Below are 19,025 nucleotides of genomic sequence, written 5' to 3'. Positions count from 1 at the left end.
CCTTCGGGCCGCTCAGACGAACACATGCGCCTTTCCCGACACGGTGAGCCGGACGATCTCGCCGACCGCCGGGGTGTCCATGCCAGGTTTGCGCAGGATCAGCGGCGTGTTGCCGATCGCTGCTGCATCGGGCGGATCGGCATTGTTCAACAGCCGCACCGCGATCGTGCACATCGAGCCGGCGAATTCCGATTCCGTCACTTCGCCGAACAACATGTCGGTCGTGCCCGACATGCCTTCGCGCGATGTCCTTTTCAGTCCGATCTGTTCCGGCCGCAACATGATGCGGGCGATATCCCTGTTGTCTGGGGTGTCGACGGCGATGCGGCCCAGCGGCGAGCTGGCGAAGCCGCCCGAGATGCTTGCCGGCAGGATGATGGCGTCGCCGAGGAACTCGGCGATCATCCTGTCCTTCGGCTTGAGATAGAGTTCGCGCGGCGTGCCGACCTGCGAAAATTTCCCGTCACGCATCACCGCCACCTGGCTGGCGAAGGACAGCGCCTCCGCCTGGTCGTGCGTCACCAGGATGGTGGTGATGCCGGCGGCCTCCAGAAGTTCGGCCACTGCCTTGCGCATCGAGGCGCGCAGGCCGGTATCCAAGGCCGAGAACGGCTCGTCGAGCAGCATCAGCCGCGGCTTCATCGCCATGGCGCGGGCCAGCGCCACACGCTGCTGCTGGCCGCCGGAGAGTTCGTGCGGACGGCGCTTGAGGATCGCCTTGTCCAGCCCGACGATATAGGCGAGTTCGACGATGCGCTCGGCACGCTTGTCATCGCCCCGGCCCATGCCGAAACCGATATTCTCCGATATGGTCAGATGCGGGAACAGGGCGCCGTCCTGCGCCACCACGCCGATGCCGCGGCGATGTGCCGGGACAGCGGCGCCGCCATTGGCCAGCACCTTGCCGTCCAGCACGATGCGGCCCTGGTCCGGCGCCTCGAAGCCGGCGATCAGCCGCAGCAAGGTCGTCTTGCCGCAGCCGGAGGGTCCGACGATCGCGGTGCGGCTGCCGCTGGCGGCATTGAGGTCGACGCCGGCAAGTGCTGCGACCGGGCCATAGTGCTTTGTCAGGCCGCTGATTTCGAGAAAGCTCATCGTCCGGCCATCCGTTTCGACTGGACATAGAGCAGCCAGGTCAGGGGCAGCGACATCGCCACCATGATGAAGGCGTAAGGGGCCGCCGAGGCGTAATCGATCTCGCCGCTGTAGGCCCAGAACGCCATCGCCAGCGTGCGGGTGCCGTTCGGCGCCAGCATCTGGGTCGCGGTCAACTCGTTCATGATGCCGAGCGCCACCAGCGCCATGCCGGCCGCGGCACCGGGCGCCGACAGGCGGATGGTCGTCGACCACAGCGCGTTGAGCGGCGGCCGGCCGAGGCCGGACGCGGCCCGCTCGAGCTCGACCGGGGCCTGGGCGATCGATGCGCGCAGGCTGACCAGGGCACGCGGCAGGAACATGAGCGCATAGGCAACCAGGATTGTGAACAGGGTCTGATAGAGCGGCAGGGCGATGCGCACGGTGATGGTGACCAGCGCCAGCGCGATGACGACACCCGGTAGCGAGCCGACGATGTAGTTGCAACCCTCGAGCAGGCGCTGCAACGGCCCCGGCGCGCGGATGGAGATCCAGGCCATCGGCATGGCGGCGATGGTGGCAAGCAATGCACCGGCAAGCGACAGGAACAGCGTCTGGCCGAGCGCGAGGCCAATTTCGTCGAGGCGCCAGACACCGGCGCCGCCGGCGACGAGCCAGCGGCCGATGGTGACGAACGGCACGCCAAGCGCCAGCAGCGTGGTGAAGACAAGCAGGACCAGGCTCGGGATGGTGGCACGGCCGAGGCCTGTTCGTGGCAGGTACCGCGCCGCGCCGGAACCGACACGGGCGTAGCGCTCCTCGCCGCGCACCAGCACTTCGAGGCCCAGAAGCACGAAGCAGCAGGTCACCAGCACGCCGGCCAGCATGTTGGCGGCCGGTCCGTTGAAGGTCGACTGGAACTGGTCGACGATCGCCGTGGTGAAGGTGTCGAAGCGGATGAAGACATAGAGGCCATATTCGGCCAGCAGGTGCAGTCCGACCAGCAGCGAGCCGCCGCAGATGGCTAATCTCAGCTGCGGCACCACGACACGCCAGAACACGCGCCAGGGTCCAAGGCCAAGTGCCGCGGCCGCGTCCTCCAGGGCGGGATCGAGGCGGCGCAGCGCCGCCGACACCGGCAGATAGAGGAAGGGGAAATAGGCGATCACGGACACAAGCACGCCGGCCCACAGACCATGCAGCCCGGGCACCATGGTGATCCAGGCATAGGAGTGCACGAAAGCGGGAATGGCGAGCGGCGCCACGCACAGCCAGGCCCAGAACCGGGCGCCGGGCAGGTCGCTGCGCTCGGTCAGCCAAGCCAGCGTCACCGACAGGACGATCGAGATCGGCACGGCCAGCAGCACCAGCAGGGTCGTGTTGACGAGCAGTTCGCCAACGCGCGGCCTGAAGACCAGCGCCGCGACGGTGTCCCAGCCGGTCTGCACCGCGATCCATATGATGAAGGCAAGCGGTACCAACGCCAGCAGGGAGACGAGGATGGCGGCGATGACAAGCCAGGGCGCCGCCCGCCGCTGCGCCCTTCGGCGCATCTTCGGCGGCAAGCCCGGGCGCGCGAGATCGACCGCGGACTGCATCAGCTCAAGAGCCCCGCATTTGTGGCGCGGCGCCAGCAATCAAGGGACCGCGGTCGCGGTCAGGAACGCAGCGTGTCGTCATGGACGAATGCATCTCGAAACAAAACGCTCCCGCGGAAGGGCAATTCCCGCGGGAGCACGGTCGGTTGCCCTTATTAGGACGAACGCCAACTAAAGCAAGCCGGCTGCCGTCATCAAGTCGGTGACCTTCTTGGAGTTCAGCGTCGTGGCGTCGACCTTCGGCGCCTGCAGATCAGCCAGCGGCACCAGCTTCGGATTGGACCCCGCGCCCTTGCCGACGGCGTATTCGAACGAGGTTCCGTTCTTCAGCACGTCCTGGCCGCCCTTGCCGGTCACCCATTTCAGGAACGCCTGGGCTTCCTTCGGATGTTTGCTGGAGGCGAGCACGCCGCCACCCGAGACCGAGACGAAAGCGCCCGGATCCTGGTTCTTGAAATAGTGCAGCGCGATGTTCTTGCTGTTTTCGCCGGTCTTGGCCTGATCGCCGAAATAGTAATAGTGGTAGATCACGCCGCCTTCGATCTCGCCGGCGTTGACCGCCTTCATCACGGTGCTGTTGCCCTTGTAGGCGGTGAAGTTCTCTTTCATCGCCTTCAGCCAGTCGGCTGTGGCGGCCTCGCCCTTGAGCTGCAGCAATGCGCTGACGATTGCCTGGAAATCGGCGCCCGAAGGCGAGGCCGCCCAACGGCCTTTCCAGCTCGGATCGGCGAGATCGAGCAGCGACTTGGGCAGCTGGTCGGCCTTGAGCTTGGTCGTGTTGTAGGCGAAAACGGTGCTGCGCGCAGCTACACCGACCCATTTGCCGCTGGCTGGCTGATAATCCTGTGGCACCTGCACAAGCGTCTCGGCATCGACCGGTGCGAACAGGCCGGCATTCTCGACCAGCGCCATGGCCGGCGAATTTTCCGTCAGGAACACGTCGGCTGGCGAGGAGGCGCCCTCGGCGACGATCTGGTTGGAGAAGTCGCTGTCGCCGCCATTGCGCAAGGTGACCTTGATGCCGGTTTCCTTGGTGAAGCCTTCGGCCCATTCCTTGGCCAGGCTTTCGTGCTGGGCGTTGTAGACGATGATGCCGGCATCTTCGGCCATCGCCGGACCTGCGGTCAGGCTGATTGCAAGCGCGGCGGCACCGGCAAGGGCGGGAAGAGGGAATTTCATGGCGTCATCCTCGATGTCATTGGTTTTGGCACGAAGCACCTATCAATACCTGACACGTATAGTCAACATTGACGGTCTGCTTCAATCGGTCGCTGAGGGGTAAAGGTCGATGCGAGCGGACAATTCCATGTGATGGCGGCTTGGCCGACGGTTTGGCACGAGGCATTCCCGCAAAGGCCGGTGAGGGGAGCCGGTGTGCGGTTGCGCCCTCAGGATCCCGCAAACTTTCGTGATTTGCCCCTAGTTTGGCTTGGACATTATTTCGCCGGCCACGTAACAAATCAGTGCCGAAGCGCGAAAATCGGGGAGTGAACTCTTGTGAGCGGCAAGGACGAGGCCGAGCTTTCCCGGCTGTTGCGGGCCGCGATCGCGGGAGACGAAAGAGCCTACGCCGACTTTCTGCACCGGATTGCCGCGCTGGTGCGCGGTTTTGTCAGGCGCAAGATCGTGCAGGGCGGGGTCGATCCCGAGGACGTCGTGCAGGAAACCTTGCTGGCCATTCATGTGAAACGGCATACCTGGCGCCAGGACGCGCCGGTGCTGCCATGGATTTATGCGATCGCCCGCTTCAAGCTGATCGATGCGTTTCGTCGGCGCGGACGGCGCATCGAGATCGATGTCGACGATATCGCCGAGACGTTCGCCGAGCCGGAAACCGAGACCGTCAGCGAACGCGACATCAACCGGGCCCTGGGCGGATTGCCGCCGGCACAGCGTTCGGTGGTCTCTGCCGTTTCGGTGGAGGGCTGCTCGATCGGCGAAACGGCGGCGAAGTTCGGCATCAGCGAGACAGCGGTGCGTGTGTCGCTGCATCGAGGACTTGCCGCGATAGCAAGACGATTCGGGCGGGAATGATATGAGGACGGACGATCTCATCAAGGCGCTGGACGCCGATGCAAGCAGCAAGGCGATGCCATTGCGCTCAGCCTGGTGGCTGGCGGCTGGTGCCGCCGTGGTTGTCGCGGCAATCGTCTTCCTGCTGACGATCGGCCCACGCCCCGACTTCATGGTGGCCGCGCACACGATGCGCTTTCTCTCCAAATTTGTTTTCACCATCGTGCTGGCCATCAGCGCCTTCGCCCTGGTCCGCGCTTTGTCGACGCCGGGTGCGGCGACCGGGCGGGCGATGGCGGGGATGGTTGCCGCGCCGCTGCTGGTCGCGGCGGCGGTGGTTCTGGAGCTGTTCGCCGTGCCGGAGGCCGATTGGGGAACCCGCCTTGTCGGCTCCAACATGATGATTTGCATGACCTTCATCCCGCTGATCGGCATCGGCCCGCTGGCGATCTTCCTGTGGATGCTGCGCTACGGTGCGCCGACGCGGCCGGTGCTTGCCGGCGCAGTGGCAGGCCTGCTCGCCGGGGGCCTGGCTGCGACCTTCTATGCCGCGCATTGTTTCGACGATTCGCCGCTTTTCGTCGCCACCTGGTATACGATCGCGATCGCGGCGCTTGCTCTGCTTGGGGCGCTCGGCGGGCGGTTTTTCGTGCGCTGGTAGCAGGGTACCTGCGAACACCCCCCTGCATACCGATCCTTAATCATGCCGGCAATGTTTGCCGGTTGCCGGTATCGCCAATACCCCGGGCGCAACCTTTCCTTAAAATCGATCCTCCAAGGTTTTCACGGGAAAAAGCGATTGCCCACGGGGGTGGCACGGATCGTGAGACTACGAGAATCAATCAGGCTCCACAGACATGCAGCGCTGGCGTTGCTTGCGGCGGGTGTCGCGGTGGCGGCGGCCTCGGTCGTGCCGTCGAAGCTCGACCTTGGCGCCGAAGCACTCAGACTTTGTCTTCAAATGTCGGTCGCGGTGGCGGCCGGCGCGCTCTTCCTCGCCGGCCTGTTCGTCGTTCGCATCTCCGATGACCGGCGGCAGATCGCGCAGAGCGAGCAGCGGTTCCGCCGGGCCATGCAGGATTCGGCGATTGGCATCGCAATTGTCGGGCTGGACGGGCGCATTCTCGAAACCAATCCGGCCTTCGCCGCCATGCTCGGCTACAGCCGTGAAGAGATCGAGGCGCTGACCTTTTTCCAGATCACGCATCCCGACGATCTCCAGATCGGCCGCGAAACCATGGATGGGCTGAAGGCGGGGACCGTCAATGCCTTTCAGTTCGAGAAGCGCTATCTGCGGAAGGACGGCACACCCGTCTGGGCGCATCTCGCCGGCTCCGTCATTCGGGACGAGACAAGCGGGCGGCCACTCTATCTCGTCTCGCAGATCGAGGACATCGACGCGCGCAAGCAGGCAGAGGCGCGCATCGCCGAGGCCGAAACGCGCTGGAACTTCGCGCTCGCCGGCGCCGGTCAGGGCGTCTGGGACTTCGACATGCGCAAGGGCGGCACGACCTATTCCTCGACCTGGGTCAAGATGCTGGGTTTCGACGACGGTGAGCTTGATGGCGACCCCGATCTCTGGCTGACGATGATCCATCCCAACGACCGCCGGACTGTCGCCGAAGCGGATCTCGCGCATCTCGACGGCAAGACGGAGTTCTTCGAAGCCGAGTTCAGGATGCGTCACAAGGACGGGCGCTGGATCTGGATCCTCGACCGCGGCAAAGCCATTGAGCGCGGTGAGGACGGGCGGCTGATCCGGGCGATCGGCAGCTTGACGGACATCACCCTGCGCAAGGAGGCCGAAGAGCGCCTGACGGTGTCGGCGGCGATGCTGGCCGACGAGAAGGAGCGGCTCAGGGTGACGCTGCAGTCGATCGGCGATGCCGTCATCTGCACCGATGCGGCGAGCCGCGTCACCTTCATGAACCCGGTTGCCGAGAAGCTGACCGGCGTTTCCGGCGAGGAGGCACTCGGCAAGACGCTCGGCCATGTCTATCGGGCGGTCGACGAGGAGACGGGTCAGAGGATCGGCTTGGCGCGGCCCGCGATCGGCGCGGAGGCGCCGTCCGACCAGAACAGCCGCGCCGTGCTGATCCGGCGCGATGACGCGCGCTGCAGTATCCGTCAGGTCGTGTCGCCGATCATGAACGAGCGCAACGAATTCTGCGGTCTGGTCATCGTCTTCCAGGACTTCACCGATGCACGCGCCCTGCAGCGGCAGCTTGCCCATGCCGCGGCGCACGATGCGCTGACCGGCCTTGCCAATCGTTCGAGTTTCATCCGCACCATGGAGGATCTGGTCGAGCAGGCCCGCAAGGACGTCGCGACGACTGCAGGCAGCAGGCATCAGTTCATGTTCATCGACCTCGACCACTTCAAACTGGTCAACGACACGGGCGGTCACGCCGCGGGAGACGCCCTGCTGAAGCGGGTGGCCGAGGCGCTGCGCGGCGTGCTCGGTCCTGAGGACATCGTCGCGCGCCTCGGCGGCGACGAATTCGCGGTCATCCTGAAATCGGCTTCGACCGCCGGCGCCAGGATTGCGGCGCGCTCGATCATCGATGCGATAGCCGGCCTGGATTTCACCTGGGATGGCCGGCCGCACGCGATCGGCGCCAGTATCGGGCTCACTACGATCTGCGCCGATTGCGGCGAGGTCGACGAGATCATCGCGAGGGCCGACGCTGCTTGCTATGCCGCCAAGGCGGCCGGCCGCGGATGCGTTTGCGTGGCGCCGGACGGCAAGGTCACCGACGACAGGTCAGAACAGCCGCTCGCCGCGGCATCGTGAGGGAAAGGCCGGTCGTCGGGTTCAGCGCGTCGGTACGGGATGCTCGCCGCGATAGTCATAGAAGCCGCGCCCGGTCTTGCGGCCGAGCCAGCCGGCCTCGACATATTTGACCAGCAGCGGGCAGGGGCGGTACTTCGAATCCGACAGGCCGTCATGCAGCACCTGCATGATCGACAGGCAGGTGTCGAGCCCGATGAAATCGGCAAGCTGCAGCGGCCCCATCGGATGGTTGGCGCCGAGCCGCATGGCGGTGTCGATAGCGTCGACCGAGCCGACGCCCTCATAGAGCGTGTAGATCGCCTCGTTGATCATCGGCAGCAGGATGCGGTTGACGATGAAGGCCGGGAAATCCTCCGAGACCGTGATGGTCTTGTCGAGTTGCTTCACATAGGTTTTCGCCGCCTCGAAGGTCTGGTCCTCGGTGGCGATGCCGCGCACCAGTTCGACCAGCTTCATCAGCGGCACAGGGTTCATAAAATGTATGCCGATGAAGCGCTCCGGCCGGTCGGTCTGCGCGGCAAGCCGGGTGATCGAGATCGACGAGGTGTTGGTCGCCAGGATGGCCTCTGGATTGAGCTGCGGGCAAAGCTGGGCGTAGATCTTGCGCTTGACCGTCTCGTCCTCGGTCGCCGCCTCGATCACCAGATCGGCGCCGGCCAGATCGGCCATCGCCGGCGCGGAGGCAATGCGCGCCATCGCCTGGTTGCGCAGCTTCTCGTCAAGCTTGCCGGAGCCCACCTGACGGGCCATGTTGCCGCTGATCGTGGCGATGCCCTTCTCGATCCGGTCAGGCGATATATCGTAGATCAGAACCTTGTAACCCGAAAGCGCGGAGACATGGGCGATACCCCCACCCATCTGGCCCGCGCCGATGATGCCGATCGTCTCGATCTTGCTCATTACACCGATCCCGTCCAACGGCCTTGTGGCCTGCTTTTTGTGCGGTGCAAACTAAAAGGGCGGGGCGACTTCGTCTACCCCGCCCTCCACTATTTAATACGCTTTGCCAGCGAGCGTCAAAGCGCCTTCTGCAACTCCGGCAGAATGACGAAGAGGTCGCCGACAAGACCATAGTCGGCAACCTGGAAGATCGGGGCCTCCTCGTCCTTGTTGATGGCGACGATGACCTTGGAGTCCTTCATGCCGGCAAGGTGCTGGATGGCGCCGGAAATGCCGACCGCGATGTAGAGATCGGGAGCGACGACCTTGCCGGTCTGGCCGACCTGCCAGTCATTCGGCGCATAGCCCGCATCGACAGCGGCGCGGGACGCGCCGACCGCGGCGCCGAGCTTGTCGGCGACGGGCAGGATGACCTCCTGGAATTTCTCCGACGAGCCGAGAGCACGGCCGCCCGAGATGATGATTTTGGCCGACGTCAATTCCGGACGGTCAGTTTCCGACAGCTTGTTCTCGACGAAGGAGGACAGGCCCGGATTGGCCGGAGCGCTGACTGTCTCGACCGAAGCCGAGCCGCCCTCGGGCGCTCCTTGGAAGGAGGCGGTGCGCACGGTGATGACCTTCTTGGCGTCGGTCGACTGCACGGTCTGGATGGCGTTGCCGGCATAGATCGGCCGCTTGAAGGTGTCTGATGAAACCACTTCGATGATCTCGGACACCTGCGCGACATCCAGCAGGGCGGCCACGCGCGGCGCGACGTTCTTGCCCGACGAGGTCGCCGGCGCGATGATCGTGTCATAGCCACCGGCCAATGAAACGACGAGCGCGGCCATTGGCTCGGCGAGTTGCTCGGTGAGTTCGTCGGCCTCTGCGAGCAGCACCTTGCTCACACCCTTGAGCTTGGCGGCGGCATCAGCAGCGCCCTTGGCGCCCTTGCCGGCCACCAGCACATGCACGTCCGAGCCGATCTGCAGGGCTGCCGAAAGCGCCTTGGCGGTCTGGTCGGAAAGCGTTGCGTTGTCGTGTTCGGCGATGAGGAGAATGGTCATATTATCTGTTCCTTCCGATCTCAGAGCACGCCGGCTTCGTTCTTGAGCTTATCGACCAGCTCGGCGACGCTCTTGACCTTGACGCCCGCCTTGCGGCCGCCCGGCTCCTCGGTCTTGATGACCTTGAGGCGCGGCTTGACGTCGGCGCCGTAGTCGGCGGGCGATTTCTCGTCGAGCGGCTTCTTCTTGGCCTTCATGATGTTGGGCAGCGAGGCATAGCGCGGCTGGTTGAGGCGAAGATCGGCGGTGACGATCGCCGGCATCTTCAGCTCCACGGTCTGGAGGCCACCGTCGACTTCGCGTGTCACCTTGGCCTTGTCGCCTTCGAGCACGACCTTGGAAGCGAAGGTGCCCTGCGCCCAGCCGAGAAGTGCCGCCAGCATCTGGCCGGTCTGGTTGGAATCGTCGTCGATCGCCTGCTTGCCGAGGATGACGAGGCCGGGCTGCTCCGCCTCGACGACGCCCTTCAGCACCTTGGCCACGCCGAGCGGCTCGGTCTGTTCGTCGGTCTTGACCAGGATGGCGCGGTCGGCGCCCATGGCGAGCGCGGTGCGCAGGGTTTCCTGCGCCTGCTGCGGTCCGATCGAGACGACGATGATCTCTTCGGCCTTGCCGGCCTCCTTCAGCCGGATCGCTTCTTCCACCGCGATCTCGTCGAACGGGTTCATCGCCATCTTGACGTTGGCGAGTTCCACCGCCGAACCGTCAGCCTTGACGCGAACCTTCACATTCGCATCCACAACCCGCTTCACGGGCACAAGAATCTTCATTTGCCTGTCACCTCTTCACGATAGTTGCGCGCGCTATAACAGCCTGCGCCCTTTCTGAGTTGTCGAAAGCCGACATTCAGGATGGAAATTCTGGTCTTTGACCGCCTTGGGCTGTGACTGAGACGTTTCCGTAGTTGGGGCAACCCTGCACGTCAATATGCCGAAAGCGGCTCAAATCGGTTCAGTTTGGGCCGGACGGGGTTCCTCGGCCCCAGCGCGCCGCGGTGGCCGACGTTTCAGGTGCCGGCTCAACAGCAACGGAAGGCTGGTCTGACGTGGGAACCACGGTATCCTCGTCAGCGGCGGCAAAAAGCGGCACGCCGCGGCTGCGCAAGACCAGGACCAGAACCGCCCCGGCGATGATGCCGCCGATATGACAGGCCCAGGAGATCTGGTCCTCGCCACCAGCGGCGAACATGACGATCTGGAAAAGCACCCACAGGATAAGCGGGATGAAGGCCGGAATGCGCAGGGGTATGCGGGCAAAGGCGAGCACCCAGACCTTCACCCTGGGATAAAGGATCAGGTAGGCGACGACCACGCCGGCGATGGCGCCGGAGGCGCCGATCAGCGGTACCTGCGAATCCCAGGCGACGAGCCCCTGGAAGGCGGCGCCGGCGATGGCGCACAGGAGATAAAAGATCAGATAGCGGATATGGCCGAGCGCATCCTCGACATTGTCGCCGAACACCCACAGGAACAGCATGTTGCCGCCGAGATGGATGATGTCGGCATGCAGGAAGGAATAGGTGAGATAGCTCAGGCTTTCGGGGATGACGACGAAGCGAGGGTCGAGCTCGGCGGTGTCATGAACGACGGACGGGATGAAGCCGAGGCCAAGCACGGCGGCGTCGGTGAAGTTCTCGCCGCCGAGCGCGGTGGCGCAATAGGCGAGTGCGTTGACGACGATCAGGCCGATCGTCACATATTGCAGCCGGATATGGCGCAGCCTGTTGGTGTCATAAAGCGGGATGAACATCGGTCCCTGGCCCCCTCCCGCTTTTCGGTCCGTTCAGTGGTTCTTGCCGGGAACCCATAGCACGTCGGCATTTCCATTGTCATTGACCGCCCGGGCGGCGACAAACAGGAAATCCGAAACGCGGTTGATGTATTTCAGTCCGTCGCGGTTGACGTGCTCGCTTGGGTCCTGCGCCAGCGCCACCATCAGCCGTTCGGCCCGCCGCGCCACGGTGCGGGCGAGATGCAGGGCGGCCGCTGCCGGAGTGCCGCCGTTGAGCACGAAGGATTTGAGCGGCTGAAGGTCCTTGTTGAGCAGGTCGATGTCCTTTTCGACACGGTCGATCTGCGCGGCAATGATGCGCAGCGGCTCATAGCCGAGCGGCTTGCCGTCATCAGGCACGGCAAGATCGGCACCGAGGTCGAAGAGATCGTTCTGGATGCGCGAAAGCATGGCGTCGATCGCCGGATGGCTGGTTGCCGTGTGGACACGCGCCATACCGATGCAGGCATTGGCCTCGTCGACCGTGCCGTAGGCGTCCACCCGCAGATCGGATTTCAGCAGCCTTTCGCCGGTGCCGAGACCCGTTGTGCCGTCATCGCCGGTGCGGGTGTAAATCTTGTTGAGCTTGACCATATCGCCCCCGGACGGCCTCACTTGCGGGTGAAATACACCGCCAGCAGAATCAGCAACAGCGCCACGGCCTGCAGCATGACGCGCGCCTGCATCAGCTTGTTCGAGGTGACGCCGGAACCGCCACGCATCATGTTGACGAGGCCCCGGATCAGCACGATCGCCACGGCGGCCATGACCAGAATGGCGAGGATGTTGAAGACGGTTGCCATTGTTGCGGTTCCAGTTGTTCTTGTTCAGGCGCGTTTGGCCATCAGGCGCGTTTGGCCATCAGGCGGTAGAGTATCGATGCCGGCAGGATGCGTTTGAGCGCCGCGCCGATCCTAGCCGGCACTGTTACCACATAGTGTGGGCGCGGGCGCCGTGACAGAAGCGCATGCCGCAGTGCTTTGTAGACCACCTCCGGTCCGGGCTTCAGCGCCGATTGGCTGCCGCCGGCGCGCAGCCGCTCCAACTGCGCGGCATAGTCCGCGCTATGCACGGAATTCTCGTGGTCGATGTTTTTCAGGAACCAGGGGAGCCCGTTGCTGGCGATCTTCGATTTCACCGGCCCCGGTTCGATCAGCGAAACATGGACGCCGCTGCCGGCCAGTTCCTGGCGCTGGCAGAGCATCAGGGCCTCGAGCGCATGCTTCGATGCCGCATAGGCGCCGCGAAAGCGCACCGGCACCAGACCAAGGATCGACGAGCAATGGACGAGGCGGCCATGGCCCTGGCGGCGCATCACCGGAACCAGGCGGTTGGTCAAATCGTGCCAGCCGAAGAAATTGGCCTCGAACTGCGCCTTCAGCGCGGCCACCGACAGGTCCTCGACGGCGCCTGGCTGGGCGTAGGCGCCGTTGTTGAACAGCGCGTCGAGCCCGCCGCCGGTGCGGTCGAGCACCGCCGCCGCCAGGGCGGCGATCGAGTCCGGTTCGCTGTAGTCGAGGTAGAAAGCCTCGATGCCGTCCGCCTCGACGGCGGCGATGTCCTCCGGCTTGCGCGCCGTGGCGAACACCCGCCAGCCCTCGGCCTTCAACGCGCGGGCGCAGTATGCACCTATGCCGGAAGACGCACCGGTGACGATGATGGTGCGCAACTCTGGCGCTTGAGAATTGGTGGTTTGACGAAGGGTTGCCATTTGCCGCATTCACTTCCCATATTCGCGGCGTCGAGACAATCGAAGGGAGCGCGCGTTCTTGCTGCGGAATATTGTCGCCCTGCGCCGCGTGCTCTACGACGCGATCGGCCATTTCAACACCGATGACGGCTGGGCGATGGCCAGCCATCTGGCGATCACCTCGCTGATGGCGCTGTTTCCGTTCCTGATCTTCGCCACGACGCTGGGCAGCTTCCTCGGTGCGCAGGCCTTTGCCGATACCGCCGTGCATCTGGTCTTCGACACCTGGCCGGATCAGATCGCCAAGCCGATCGCGCACGAGGTGCTGAACGTGCTGACCGTCAGGCGCACCGACCTGTTGACCTACGGCGTGCTGCTTGCCGCCTATTTCGCCTCGAACGGCATCGAGGCGCTGCGCACGTCGCTCAACCGGGCCTATCGCGTCACGGAGACGCGCGGCATCATCTATCGCCGGGTGCAGAGCATCTTCTTCGTGCTGATCGCCACCGCCGGTTTTCTGGCGATCAGCGTGCTCCTGGTGTTCGCGCCCTTGCTGGCACGGCTGGCGGAAGCTCATTTCGAGTGGATCAAACCCTATACGGGCACGATCACACTATGGCGTTACGTCATCGCCTCAACCGTCATCATCGGCGGATTGTTTGCCGTGCACTACTGGCTGCCGGCCGGCAAGCGCCGCTTCGTCTCGCTGGTGCCGGGCATCGCCTTCACTCTAGCCGCGTGGCTTATCGGCTCGACGATATTCGCCACCTATCTCGACCATTTCTCGTCCTATGTGACGACCTATGCCGGGCTGGCCTCGATCATGATCGCGGTGGTTTTCCTCTATATCGTCTCGGCGATCTTCATCCTCGGCGGCGAGCTCAATGCCGCGATCAGCCGCTATCTGGAGGCGCGCGCAAGAGTCGGCTGAGTTAAGCATGATCTTTTCCGAAACCGGTTGCCACTTTTTGCTGCGCTGACCTTCGGTTCGGGATCATGCTTGTTGAACCTGCGCCTTGGTTTGTCGAGCGGTTGCCAGCCCAACGCCGAAGGTTGTAATCGCCATGCCGACAACCTGCAGTGCATTGAGCTGCTCGTCGAACAGGGCCCAGGCGATGATCGCGGTCACGGCGGGCACCAGATAGAACAGCGAGGCCACTTTCGACATCTCGCCGTCGCGGATCATCACCATCAGGAGGAAGATGGCGCCGAGCGACAGCACCAGCACCAGCCAGGCCATGGCGAAGATCAGTTCGCCGTTGATGACGACGGTGTGCGTCTCGAAGGCAAGCGAGGCCAGGATCATCAGCAAAGCGCCGCCGATATATTGCCACATGGTCGCGGCGACGAGGTCGCCGCCGGAAGCGAACCGCTTCTGCCAGATGGTGCCGGCGCTCATGCCGAGCACCGAGATCAGGGACGCGGTCAGCGTCGCCACTGTTACGCCGCCGCCGAGCGCGCCGAGTTTAGGCCACAGCACGATGACGATGCCGATGAGGCCGATGCCAAGGCCAAGCCAGTGGCGCGGCAGGATCGCCTCGCCGAGGAACTTGCCGGCAAGGACCGCCGTGATCAGCGGCTGCAGGCCGACGATCAGGGCCGAAAACCCGGCCGGCATGCCCCTGTGGATGGCCCAGAAGACGGCGCCGAGATAAACGCCATGCATCAACACGCCGGCACCGGCGGCATGCAGCGCCTCCTCGCGGCTGGCCCGTTTCGACCCCAGCACGATCATCAGGATGGCAAACAGGATCGCGGCTATCACGAAACGTGCGGCAAGGAAGGTGAATGGCTCCGCCCACGGCATGGCGTAGCGCGCGCCGATGAAGCCGGTCGCCCACAGGACGACAAAGGTGGCGGGGATGAACCGCTTGATGCTGTGCATTTTCCGGAAACCGCCAAGCTGATGAGAACTGACCGTGGCGATGCTCTAGTCCTGTTCAACCCGGCGCGCAAAACGAAACCGTTGATCCATGCATCACGGGAATTCAACGGGCGGTGCGCTCAATGGACGTTTTCCCGGCGTTTTACCGGGCTCAAAGCCCGACCATCCGCCTGATGCCGTCCGGCGATGCGCCGGCATCGCGCAAGGCGGCAAGGCCGGTGTCGCCAAGGCTCTTAGACAGTTTTCGCCGGTCCGGCCCGAGGATGAGATGGTGGTGGAAGTAGGCCGGCTGCGGCAATCCAAGCAGTTCCTGCAGCAGGCGCTGCACGCCGGTCGCGGAAAACAGGTCCTGCCCGCGCACGACATGGCTGACGCCTTGCAGGGCATCGTCGACAATGACGGCGAGGTGGTAGCTGGTCGGGATGTCGCGGCGTGCCACGACCACATCGCCCCAGTCCTGCGGACGGGCCTCGACCGAGCGCGTCGCGGACAGCGTCTCGTCGCTGAATTCGGTCCATGCGAGACCCCTGCCGATACGCGCGACAGCAGCATCGACATCCAGACGCCAGGCGAAGAGCTCGTTATCGGCGATCCGCCGCTTGCGTTCCTTGACCGGCAGCGCCTTGTCGATCGGGGGGTAGAGCGGCACGCCGTCGGGATCGCGCGGCCAGCCACGCCCGCGCTTTTCGCGGTCGGCGATGAAGGCGCGGATCTCGCCGCGGCTCATGAAAGCGGGGTAGACGAGTTCCTCGTCGATCAGCCGGTCAAGCACCGCCTTGTATTCGGCGAAATGCACGGATTGTCGGCGCACCGGCTCTTCCCAGCCAAGGCCCAGCCATTTCAGGTCGGCAAGCATGGCCGCCTCGAATTGAGGCGTGCAGCGCGTCGTGTCGATATCCTCGATGCGCAGCAGCAGACGGCCGCCCGAGGCGCTTGCCAGCTTCTGGTTGAGCAGCGCCGAATAGGCATGGCCGAGGTGCAGTTCGCCGTTGGGGCTGGGCGCGAAGCGGAATGTCAGGAGCGTCATGTCTCAAGCGGCAATCGGGTTGTGCGGCGGTTTTGGCAGTTGCTACTTTGCGGCACATTCGCGGACAAGGATACCATGCAACGCATCGCCACACTGGACGACATCGCACGAGGGCTCGACGCGCTTTGCACAATCGACCCACGGCTGGAAAAGGTGCGCGGCATGGCCGGGGAGGTGCCGCTGCGGCTCTCCGAACCTGGGTTCAGGAGCCTGGCCTCGATCATCGTCTCGCAGCAGGTGTCCCGCGCGAGCGCCGATTCGATCTTCGGCCGGCTGACCAGGCTTGTCGACCCGTTGACGCCGCAGGCGATTTTGGCTGCTGGCGAGGACATGTTTCGCGAGGCCGGCCTGTCACGGCCCAAGCAGCGCGGCCTGATCGCGGTGGCCCAGGCGGTGGCCGACGGGCTCGACCTGCATCACCTCTGTTCGCTCGACGCCACCGAGGCGATCACGACGATGACGGCGGTGCCCGGCATCGGCCCGTGGACGGCGGAAGTGTACCTTCTGTTTGCCGCCGGACACCCCGACATCTTCCCGGCGCGCGACGTCGCCCTGCAGGCTGCTGTCGGCCACGCACTCGGCATCGACCCGCGTCCGCCGGAGAAAACATTGATCCAACTCGCCGAATCATGGAGCCCGTGGCGAGGTGTCGCATCGCGGCTTTTCTGGTCCTATTATCGCGAAACCAGGGGGCGGGACGCCGCACCGCCGGCCTGAATCCGCAAAAAAGGATGAAAATCATGCTTTTTTGGCGCTTCAGCGACGCGACAATCCGCTTCACATCCCTGTCATGTCAGGCTTACAGTATCCGCGCCGTTCGGGTCTAGAACCAAGGAGGTGAACACGTGACGGTTGCCGTATCTCCGGATGGGCTTCCAGCACTGGTGCTGAATGCGGATTACCGTCCGCTCAGCTATTACCCCTTGTCGCTCTGGTCGTGGCAGGATGCCATCAAGGCGGTGTTCCTCGACCGGGTGAACATCGTCGCCGAATATGAGCACGCGGTCTCGTCGCCGACCTTTTCGATGAAGCTGCCGAGCGTCGTCAGCCTGAAGGCCTATGTGAAGCCGTCAAGGCATCCGGCCTTCACCCGCTTCAACGTCTTCCTGCGCGACCGCTTCCAGTGCCAGTATTGCGGCACGCCCGACGACCTGACCTTCGACCACGTCATCCCCCGCCATCGTGGCGGTGCCACGACCTGGGAGAACGTCGTTGCCGCTTGCTCGCCCTGCAATCTGAGGAAAGGCGGCATGATGCCGGCGCATGCCAAGATGTGGCCGCTGCAGAAGCCGTACCAGCCGACCGTGCACGATTTGCACAATAACGGCCGCCTGTTTCCACCCAACCATCTGCATGAAAGCTGGATGGATTATCTCTACTGGGATGTCGAACTCGAACCTTGAGATCGTTCGATAATTCGGGAGGCTGGCCGTCTGAAGCGATTGTCTGCGCTTCCGATGCTCACGGACTTTTCTGGTTGCCGCATGTCCTTTTCGGAAAACCGGGAACCACTCTTCCGGGACGTGCAGAAGTCCGCTCGGCTTCGGTTCTCGACAATCACTCCATACGACTCAGCCTGCCGAATTCTTGAACGATCTCGCGTCGGCGCTTTCGCGCCACATCAGTCGCGGGAAAGTGCGCCGCGGAAGGCGACGGCGGCGAGGATCAGGCTGGCGATGGCGTTCCAGCCGGCCAGCGACAGGCCCAGGATGCGGAGCGCTGCCTTGTCGCAGGAGGGTGGCACGAATTTGTCGAGCGCGTCGAGCACGCCCTTGCCGCCGGTGTCGACCGGGCCGGCACCCGCAGTGCAGTCGGCCGGACCTTGCCACCAGGCCCATTCAACGCCGGAATGGTAGACGCCGAGATAAAGCCCGTAGAGCATCAAGAGGCCGCCGATGCCCAGCAAGCCACGCGTCAGCCAGGCCGGTGCCCGCAACATCGATGCTATCGCCGCCAGCACCATCAAAGGCACGCCGATGTAATAGGGGGTGCGCTGCTCCAGGCAGAGATGGCAGGGGATGTAGCCGCCAATGTGCTGGAAGCCAAGCGCCGAGCCGACGGTGGCGGCCATGGCGAAGGCGAGAAACAGGGCGGTCCGCGTCCGCTGGCGTCCGGTATCGGCATTCATGGTCGCTGTCATGGGTTTTCGTCCATTGTGTTCGCCGCCCGCCAGGTCCGGTTTGCTGACCTCAAAACCGTTGCGCGGGTTTGAGGAATGACTCAGAGGGCGTATTTGATCAGGATATAGAGCAAAATCAGGGCAGCCGCCGCCGCGCCGGCGATCATGCCAAGGCGCTTTTCGATGAACTCGCGGATCGGCTCGCCGTAGCGGCGCAACAGCCACGCCAGAAGCAGGAAGCGGCCGCCGCGCGCCACGATAGCGAGTATGATGAACAGCGCTAGGTTGACGCCAATCACGCCGGACAGGATCGTCACCACCTTGATCGGCGGCAGATGGGCAGCGCCCGAGGTGATCAGCATCAGGATGATGAAGCCGACGCCCGACGAGATACGCAGTTGCTCGAACTCGTCATACTTGCCGTAGAATTCGAGGATGGGCCGCGCCACCGCATCATAGGCGTAGTGGCCGATGAACCAGCCGGCGATGCCGCCCAGCACCGAGGCGACTGTGGCGATCAGCGCGTAGCGATAGGCGCGATCCGGCCGCGACAGCGCCATCGGCAGATAGAGCACGTCGGCCGGCACGAGAAACACCGAGCTTTCGACGAAGGCGATGAAGGCCAGCCACCATTCGGCGGATTTGCGGGCCGCCAGCGACAAGGTCCAGTCGTAAAGTCCGCGAAGCATCGGCACTCCTAATGCATGTCGCCCAAAGTGCGCAGATGCCAGGGGGCAAAGACAGGATGAAAACAACAGCCAAAGCGCACGCGGCCATCCATTCACACGCGCCACATTCCATGCGCCGCCTGTCTAGAAAGATTTTCCGCGCTGCACAATGGCAGCACGACCACGAAATCGAAAGGCGAAGATTGGTCGCATCCAGCGATCCTTAGAATTGGCCAGTTGACGAACAGGCCTCCGACCGTATAGTCCGCGCCCATCCAGGCCGTCCGGCCTGAGCCCCTATGGCGGAATTGGTAGACGCGCTCGACTCAAAATCGAGTTCCGCAAGGAGTGCTGGTTCGATCCCGGCTAGGGGCACCACCCTTCGCTCTTCGAGCTTCGGGTGGCAAGCCACCCTCTTGGAGCTTCGAAGCTTGATAGGCG

Annotated in this window: 20 protein-coding genes and 1 tRNA gene; 7 read left to right on the top strand and 14 right to left on the bottom strand. The window is 64.0% G+C overall.

Features of this window, described 5'->3' with window-relative positions:
• Positions 1-12: 12 nt before the first annotated feature.
• The 3 genes from JT360_RS00280 to JT360_RS00270 all read right to left on the bottom strand — a co-directional run bounded on the left by JT360_RS00280 (position 13) and on the right by JT360_RS00270 (position 3,851).
• The gene (locus JT360_RS00280) at positions 13-1,095 is read right to left on the bottom strand and encodes an ABC transporter ATP-binding protein (protein ID WP_214469495.1); all 1,083 of its coding nucleotides are present in this window, start codon (positions 1,093-1,095) and stop codon (positions 13-15) included.
• Positions 1,092-2,672: an ABC transporter permease gene (locus JT360_RS00275; protein ID WP_214469494.1), complete on the bottom strand. Its 1,581-nt coding sequence runs from the start codon at positions 2,670-2,672 to the stop codon at positions 1,092-1,094. Before JT360_RS00275 ends, JT360_RS00280 begins: the two co-directional genes overlap by 4 nt.
• A gap of 171 nt (positions 2,673-2,843) precedes the next feature.
• The gene (locus tag JT360_RS00270; protein ID WP_214469493.1) at positions 2,844-3,851 is read right to left on the bottom strand and encodes an iron ABC transporter substrate-binding protein; all 1,008 of its coding nucleotides are present in this window, start codon (positions 3,849-3,851) and stop codon (positions 2,844-2,846) included.
• 318 nt (positions 3,852-4,169) lie between these two features.
• On the opposite strand from JT360_RS00270, the gene JT360_RS00265 reads away from it, so the two are divergent.
• From JT360_RS00265 to JT360_RS00255, 3 genes are all read left to right on the top strand, one after another.
• Positions 4,170-4,706 (top strand): sigma-70 family RNA polymerase sigma factor, encoded by a 537-nt coding sequence (locus tag JT360_RS00265; RefSeq protein ID WP_214469492.1) that lies wholly within the window; start codon positions 4,170-4,172, stop codon positions 4,704-4,706.
• A 1-nt stretch (position 4,707) separates the two neighbouring features.
• Entirely contained in the window at positions 4,708-5,346 is a 639-nt protein-coding gene (locus tag JT360_RS00260) for an NrsF family protein (protein WP_214469491.1), read from the top strand.
• 162 nt (positions 5,347-5,508) lie between these two features.
• Positions 5,509-7,479, top strand: coding sequence for a PAS domain S-box protein (locus JT360_RS00255; protein ID WP_352126980.1), 1,971 nt, complete (start codon positions 5,509-5,511; stop codon positions 7,477-7,479).
• A gap of 21 nt (positions 7,480-7,500) precedes the next feature.
• Here the strand turns inward: JT360_RS00255 and JT360_RS00250 are convergent, their stop codons facing one another.
• The 7 genes from JT360_RS00250 to JT360_RS00220 form a co-directional block, all read right to left on the bottom strand.
• Positions 7,501-8,379 (bottom strand): 3-hydroxybutyryl-CoA dehydrogenase, encoded by an 879-nt coding sequence (locus tag JT360_RS00250; protein WP_013892834.1) that lies wholly within the window; start codon positions 8,377-8,379, stop codon positions 7,501-7,503.
• Positions 8,380-8,495: 116 nt separating this feature from the next.
• Complete coding sequence (locus tag JT360_RS00245; RefSeq protein ID WP_214469490.1) at positions 8,496-9,425, bottom strand: electron transfer flavoprotein subunit alpha/FixB family protein; 930 nt, start codon at positions 9,423-9,425, stop codon at positions 8,496-8,498.
• Between the two features lie 20 nt (positions 9,426-9,445).
• Positions 9,446-10,195: an electron transfer flavoprotein subunit beta/FixA family protein gene (locus JT360_RS00240; RefSeq protein WP_214469489.1), complete on the bottom strand. Its 750-nt coding sequence runs from the start codon at positions 10,193-10,195 to the stop codon at positions 9,446-9,448.
• A gap of 181 nt (positions 10,196-10,376) precedes the next feature.
• Entirely contained in the window at positions 10,377-11,174 is a 798-nt protein-coding gene (locus tag JT360_RS00235; protein WP_214469488.1) for a rhomboid family intramembrane serine protease, read from the bottom strand.
• A 33-nt stretch (positions 11,175-11,207) separates the two neighbouring features.
• Entirely contained in the window at positions 11,208-11,789 is a 582-nt protein-coding gene (locus tag JT360_RS00230; RefSeq protein ID WP_214469487.1) for a cob(I)yrinic acid a,c-diamide adenosyltransferase, read from the bottom strand.
• 17 nt (positions 11,790-11,806) lie between these two features.
• Entirely contained in the window at positions 11,807-11,998 is a 192-nt protein-coding gene (locus tag JT360_RS00225; RefSeq protein WP_140891988.1) for a twin transmembrane helix small protein, read from the bottom strand.
• Positions 11,999-12,039: 41 nt separating this feature from the next.
• Positions 12,040-12,906: an SDR family oxidoreductase gene (locus JT360_RS00220; RefSeq protein WP_214469486.1), complete on the bottom strand. Its 867-nt coding sequence runs from the start codon at positions 12,904-12,906 to the stop codon at positions 12,040-12,042.
• Positions 12,907-12,964: 58 nt separating this feature from the next.
• On the opposite strand from JT360_RS00220, the gene JT360_RS00215 reads away from it, so the two are divergent.
• Positions 12,965-13,816 (top strand): YihY/virulence factor BrkB family protein, encoded by an 852-nt coding sequence (locus JT360_RS00215; protein WP_214469485.1) that lies wholly within the window; start codon positions 12,965-12,967, stop codon positions 13,814-13,816.
• A 63-nt stretch (positions 13,817-13,879) separates the two neighbouring features.
• On the opposite strand, the gene JT360_RS00210 is transcribed toward JT360_RS00215, so the two are convergent.
• Together JT360_RS00210 and gluQRS are read right to left on the bottom strand one after the other, a co-directional pair.
• On the bottom strand, positions 13,880-14,770 hold the full coding sequence (locus JT360_RS00210) for a DMT family transporter (protein ID WP_214469484.1): 891 nt from the start codon (positions 14,768-14,770) through the stop codon (positions 13,880-13,882).
• A 151-nt stretch (positions 14,771-14,921) separates the two neighbouring features.
• A complete protein-coding gene (gene gluQRS, locus JT360_RS00205; RefSeq protein WP_214469483.1) occupies positions 14,922-15,797 on the bottom strand; it encodes a tRNA glutamyl-Q(34) synthetase GluQRS in 876 nt (291 codons plus the stop codon).
• A gap of 75 nt (positions 15,798-15,872) precedes the next feature.
• Here gluQRS and JT360_RS00200 point away from each other — a divergent pair, with 75 nt between their 5' ends.
• Both JT360_RS00200 and JT360_RS00195 read left to right on the top strand, forming a co-directional pair.
• Positions 15,873-16,514: a DNA-3-methyladenine glycosylase family protein gene (locus JT360_RS00200; protein WP_214469482.1), complete on the top strand. Its 642-nt coding sequence runs from the start codon at positions 15,873-15,875 to the stop codon at positions 16,512-16,514.
• Positions 16,515-16,642: 128 nt separating this feature from the next.
• Positions 16,643-17,200, top strand: coding sequence for an HNH endonuclease (locus tag JT360_RS00195; protein WP_010911702.1), 558 nt, complete (start codon positions 16,643-16,645; stop codon positions 17,198-17,200).
• 218 nt (positions 17,201-17,418) lie between these two features.
• Here the strand turns inward: JT360_RS00195 and JT360_RS00190 are convergent, their stop codons facing one another.
• Both JT360_RS00190 and JT360_RS00185 read right to left on the bottom strand, forming a co-directional pair.
• Positions 17,419-17,937 carry a disulfide bond formation protein B gene (locus JT360_RS00190; protein ID WP_214469481.1) on the bottom strand — a complete coding sequence of 173 codons (519 nt, stop codon included), beginning with the start codon at positions 17,935-17,937 and terminating at the stop codon, positions 17,419-17,421.
• A gap of 80 nt (positions 17,938-18,017) precedes the next feature.
• Complete coding sequence (locus tag JT360_RS00185) at positions 18,018-18,605, bottom strand: YqaA family protein (RefSeq protein WP_214469480.1); 588 nt, start codon at positions 18,603-18,605, stop codon at positions 18,018-18,020.
• Positions 18,606-18,877: 272 nt separating this feature from the next.
• Between JT360_RS00185 and JT360_RS00180 the strand changes: the two genes are divergently transcribed.
• Positions 18,878-18,962: transfer RNA gene (locus tag JT360_RS00180), tRNA-Leu, on the top strand.
• The last annotated feature ends 63 nt before the right edge of the window (positions 18,963-19,025 follow it).

The organism is Mesorhizobium sp. dw_380 (assembly GCF_018588885.1).
In the GTDB taxonomy this organism is placed as follows: domain Bacteria; phylum Pseudomonadota; class Alphaproteobacteria; order Rhizobiales; family Rhizobiaceae; genus Mesorhizobium.
Note: the sequence above shows the minus strand (reverse complement) of the source record. Positions and strands in the feature narration are given on the sequence as shown.

Excerpts from the sequence above, each read along its gene's own strand:
- JT360_RS00190 (WP_214469481.1), bottom strand. The coding sequence starts at position 17,937 with ATGACAGCGACCATGAATGCCGATACCGGACGCCAGCGGACGCGGACC.
- JT360_RS00230 (WP_214469487.1), bottom strand. The coding sequence starts at position 11,789 with ATGGTCAAGCTCAACAAGATTTACACCCGCACCGGCGATGACGGCACA.
- JT360_RS00220 (WP_214469486.1), bottom strand. The coding sequence starts at position 12,906 with ATGGCAACCCTTCGTCAAACCACCAATTCTCAAGCGCCAGAGTTGCGC.
- JT360_RS00200 (WP_214469482.1), top strand. The coding sequence starts at position 15,873 with ATGCAACGCATCGCCACACTGGACGACATCGCACGAGGGCTCGACGCG.
- JT360_RS00185 (WP_214469480.1), bottom strand. The coding sequence starts at position 18,605 with ATGCTTCGCGGACTTTACGACTGGACCTTGTCGCTGGCGGCCCGCAAA.
- JT360_RS00250 (WP_013892834.1), bottom strand. The coding sequence starts at position 8,379 with ATGAGCAAGATCGAGACGATCGGCATCATCGGCGCGGGCCAGATGGGT.
- JT360_RS00225 (WP_140891988.1), bottom strand. The coding sequence starts at position 11,998 with ATGGCAACCGTCTTCAACATCCTCGCCATTCTGGTCATGGCCGCCGTG.
- JT360_RS00260 (WP_214469491.1), top strand. The coding sequence starts at position 4,708 with ATGAGGACGGACGATCTCATCAAGGCGCTGGACGCCGATGCAAGCAGC.
- JT360_RS00235 (WP_214469488.1), bottom strand. The coding sequence starts at position 11,174 with ATGTTCATCCCGCTTTATGACACCAACAGGCTGCGCCATATCCGGCTG.
- gluQRS (WP_214469483.1), bottom strand. The coding sequence starts at position 15,797 with ATGACGCTCCTGACATTCCGCTTCGCGCCCAGCCCCAACGGCGAACTG.
- JT360_RS00240 (WP_214469489.1), bottom strand. The coding sequence starts at position 10,195 with ATGAAGATTCTTGTGCCCGTGAAGCGGGTTGTGGATGCGAATGTGAAG.
- JT360_RS00245 (WP_214469490.1), bottom strand. The coding sequence starts at position 9,425 with ATGACCATTCTCCTCATCGCCGAACACGACAACGCAACGCTTTCCGAC.
- JT360_RS00210 (WP_214469484.1), bottom strand. The coding sequence starts at position 14,770 with ATGCACAGCATCAAGCGGTTCATCCCCGCCACCTTTGTCGTCCTGTGG.
- JT360_RS00280 (WP_214469495.1), bottom strand. The coding sequence starts at position 1,095 with ATGAGCTTTCTCGAAATCAGCGGCCTGACAAAGCACTATGGCCCGGTC.
- JT360_RS00275 (WP_214469494.1), bottom strand. The coding sequence starts at position 2,672 with ATGCAGTCCGCGGTCGATCTCGCGCGCCCGGGCTTGCCGCCGAAGATG.
- JT360_RS00270 (WP_214469493.1), bottom strand. The coding sequence starts at position 3,851 with ATGAAATTCCCTCTTCCCGCCCTTGCCGGTGCCGCCGCGCTTGCAATC.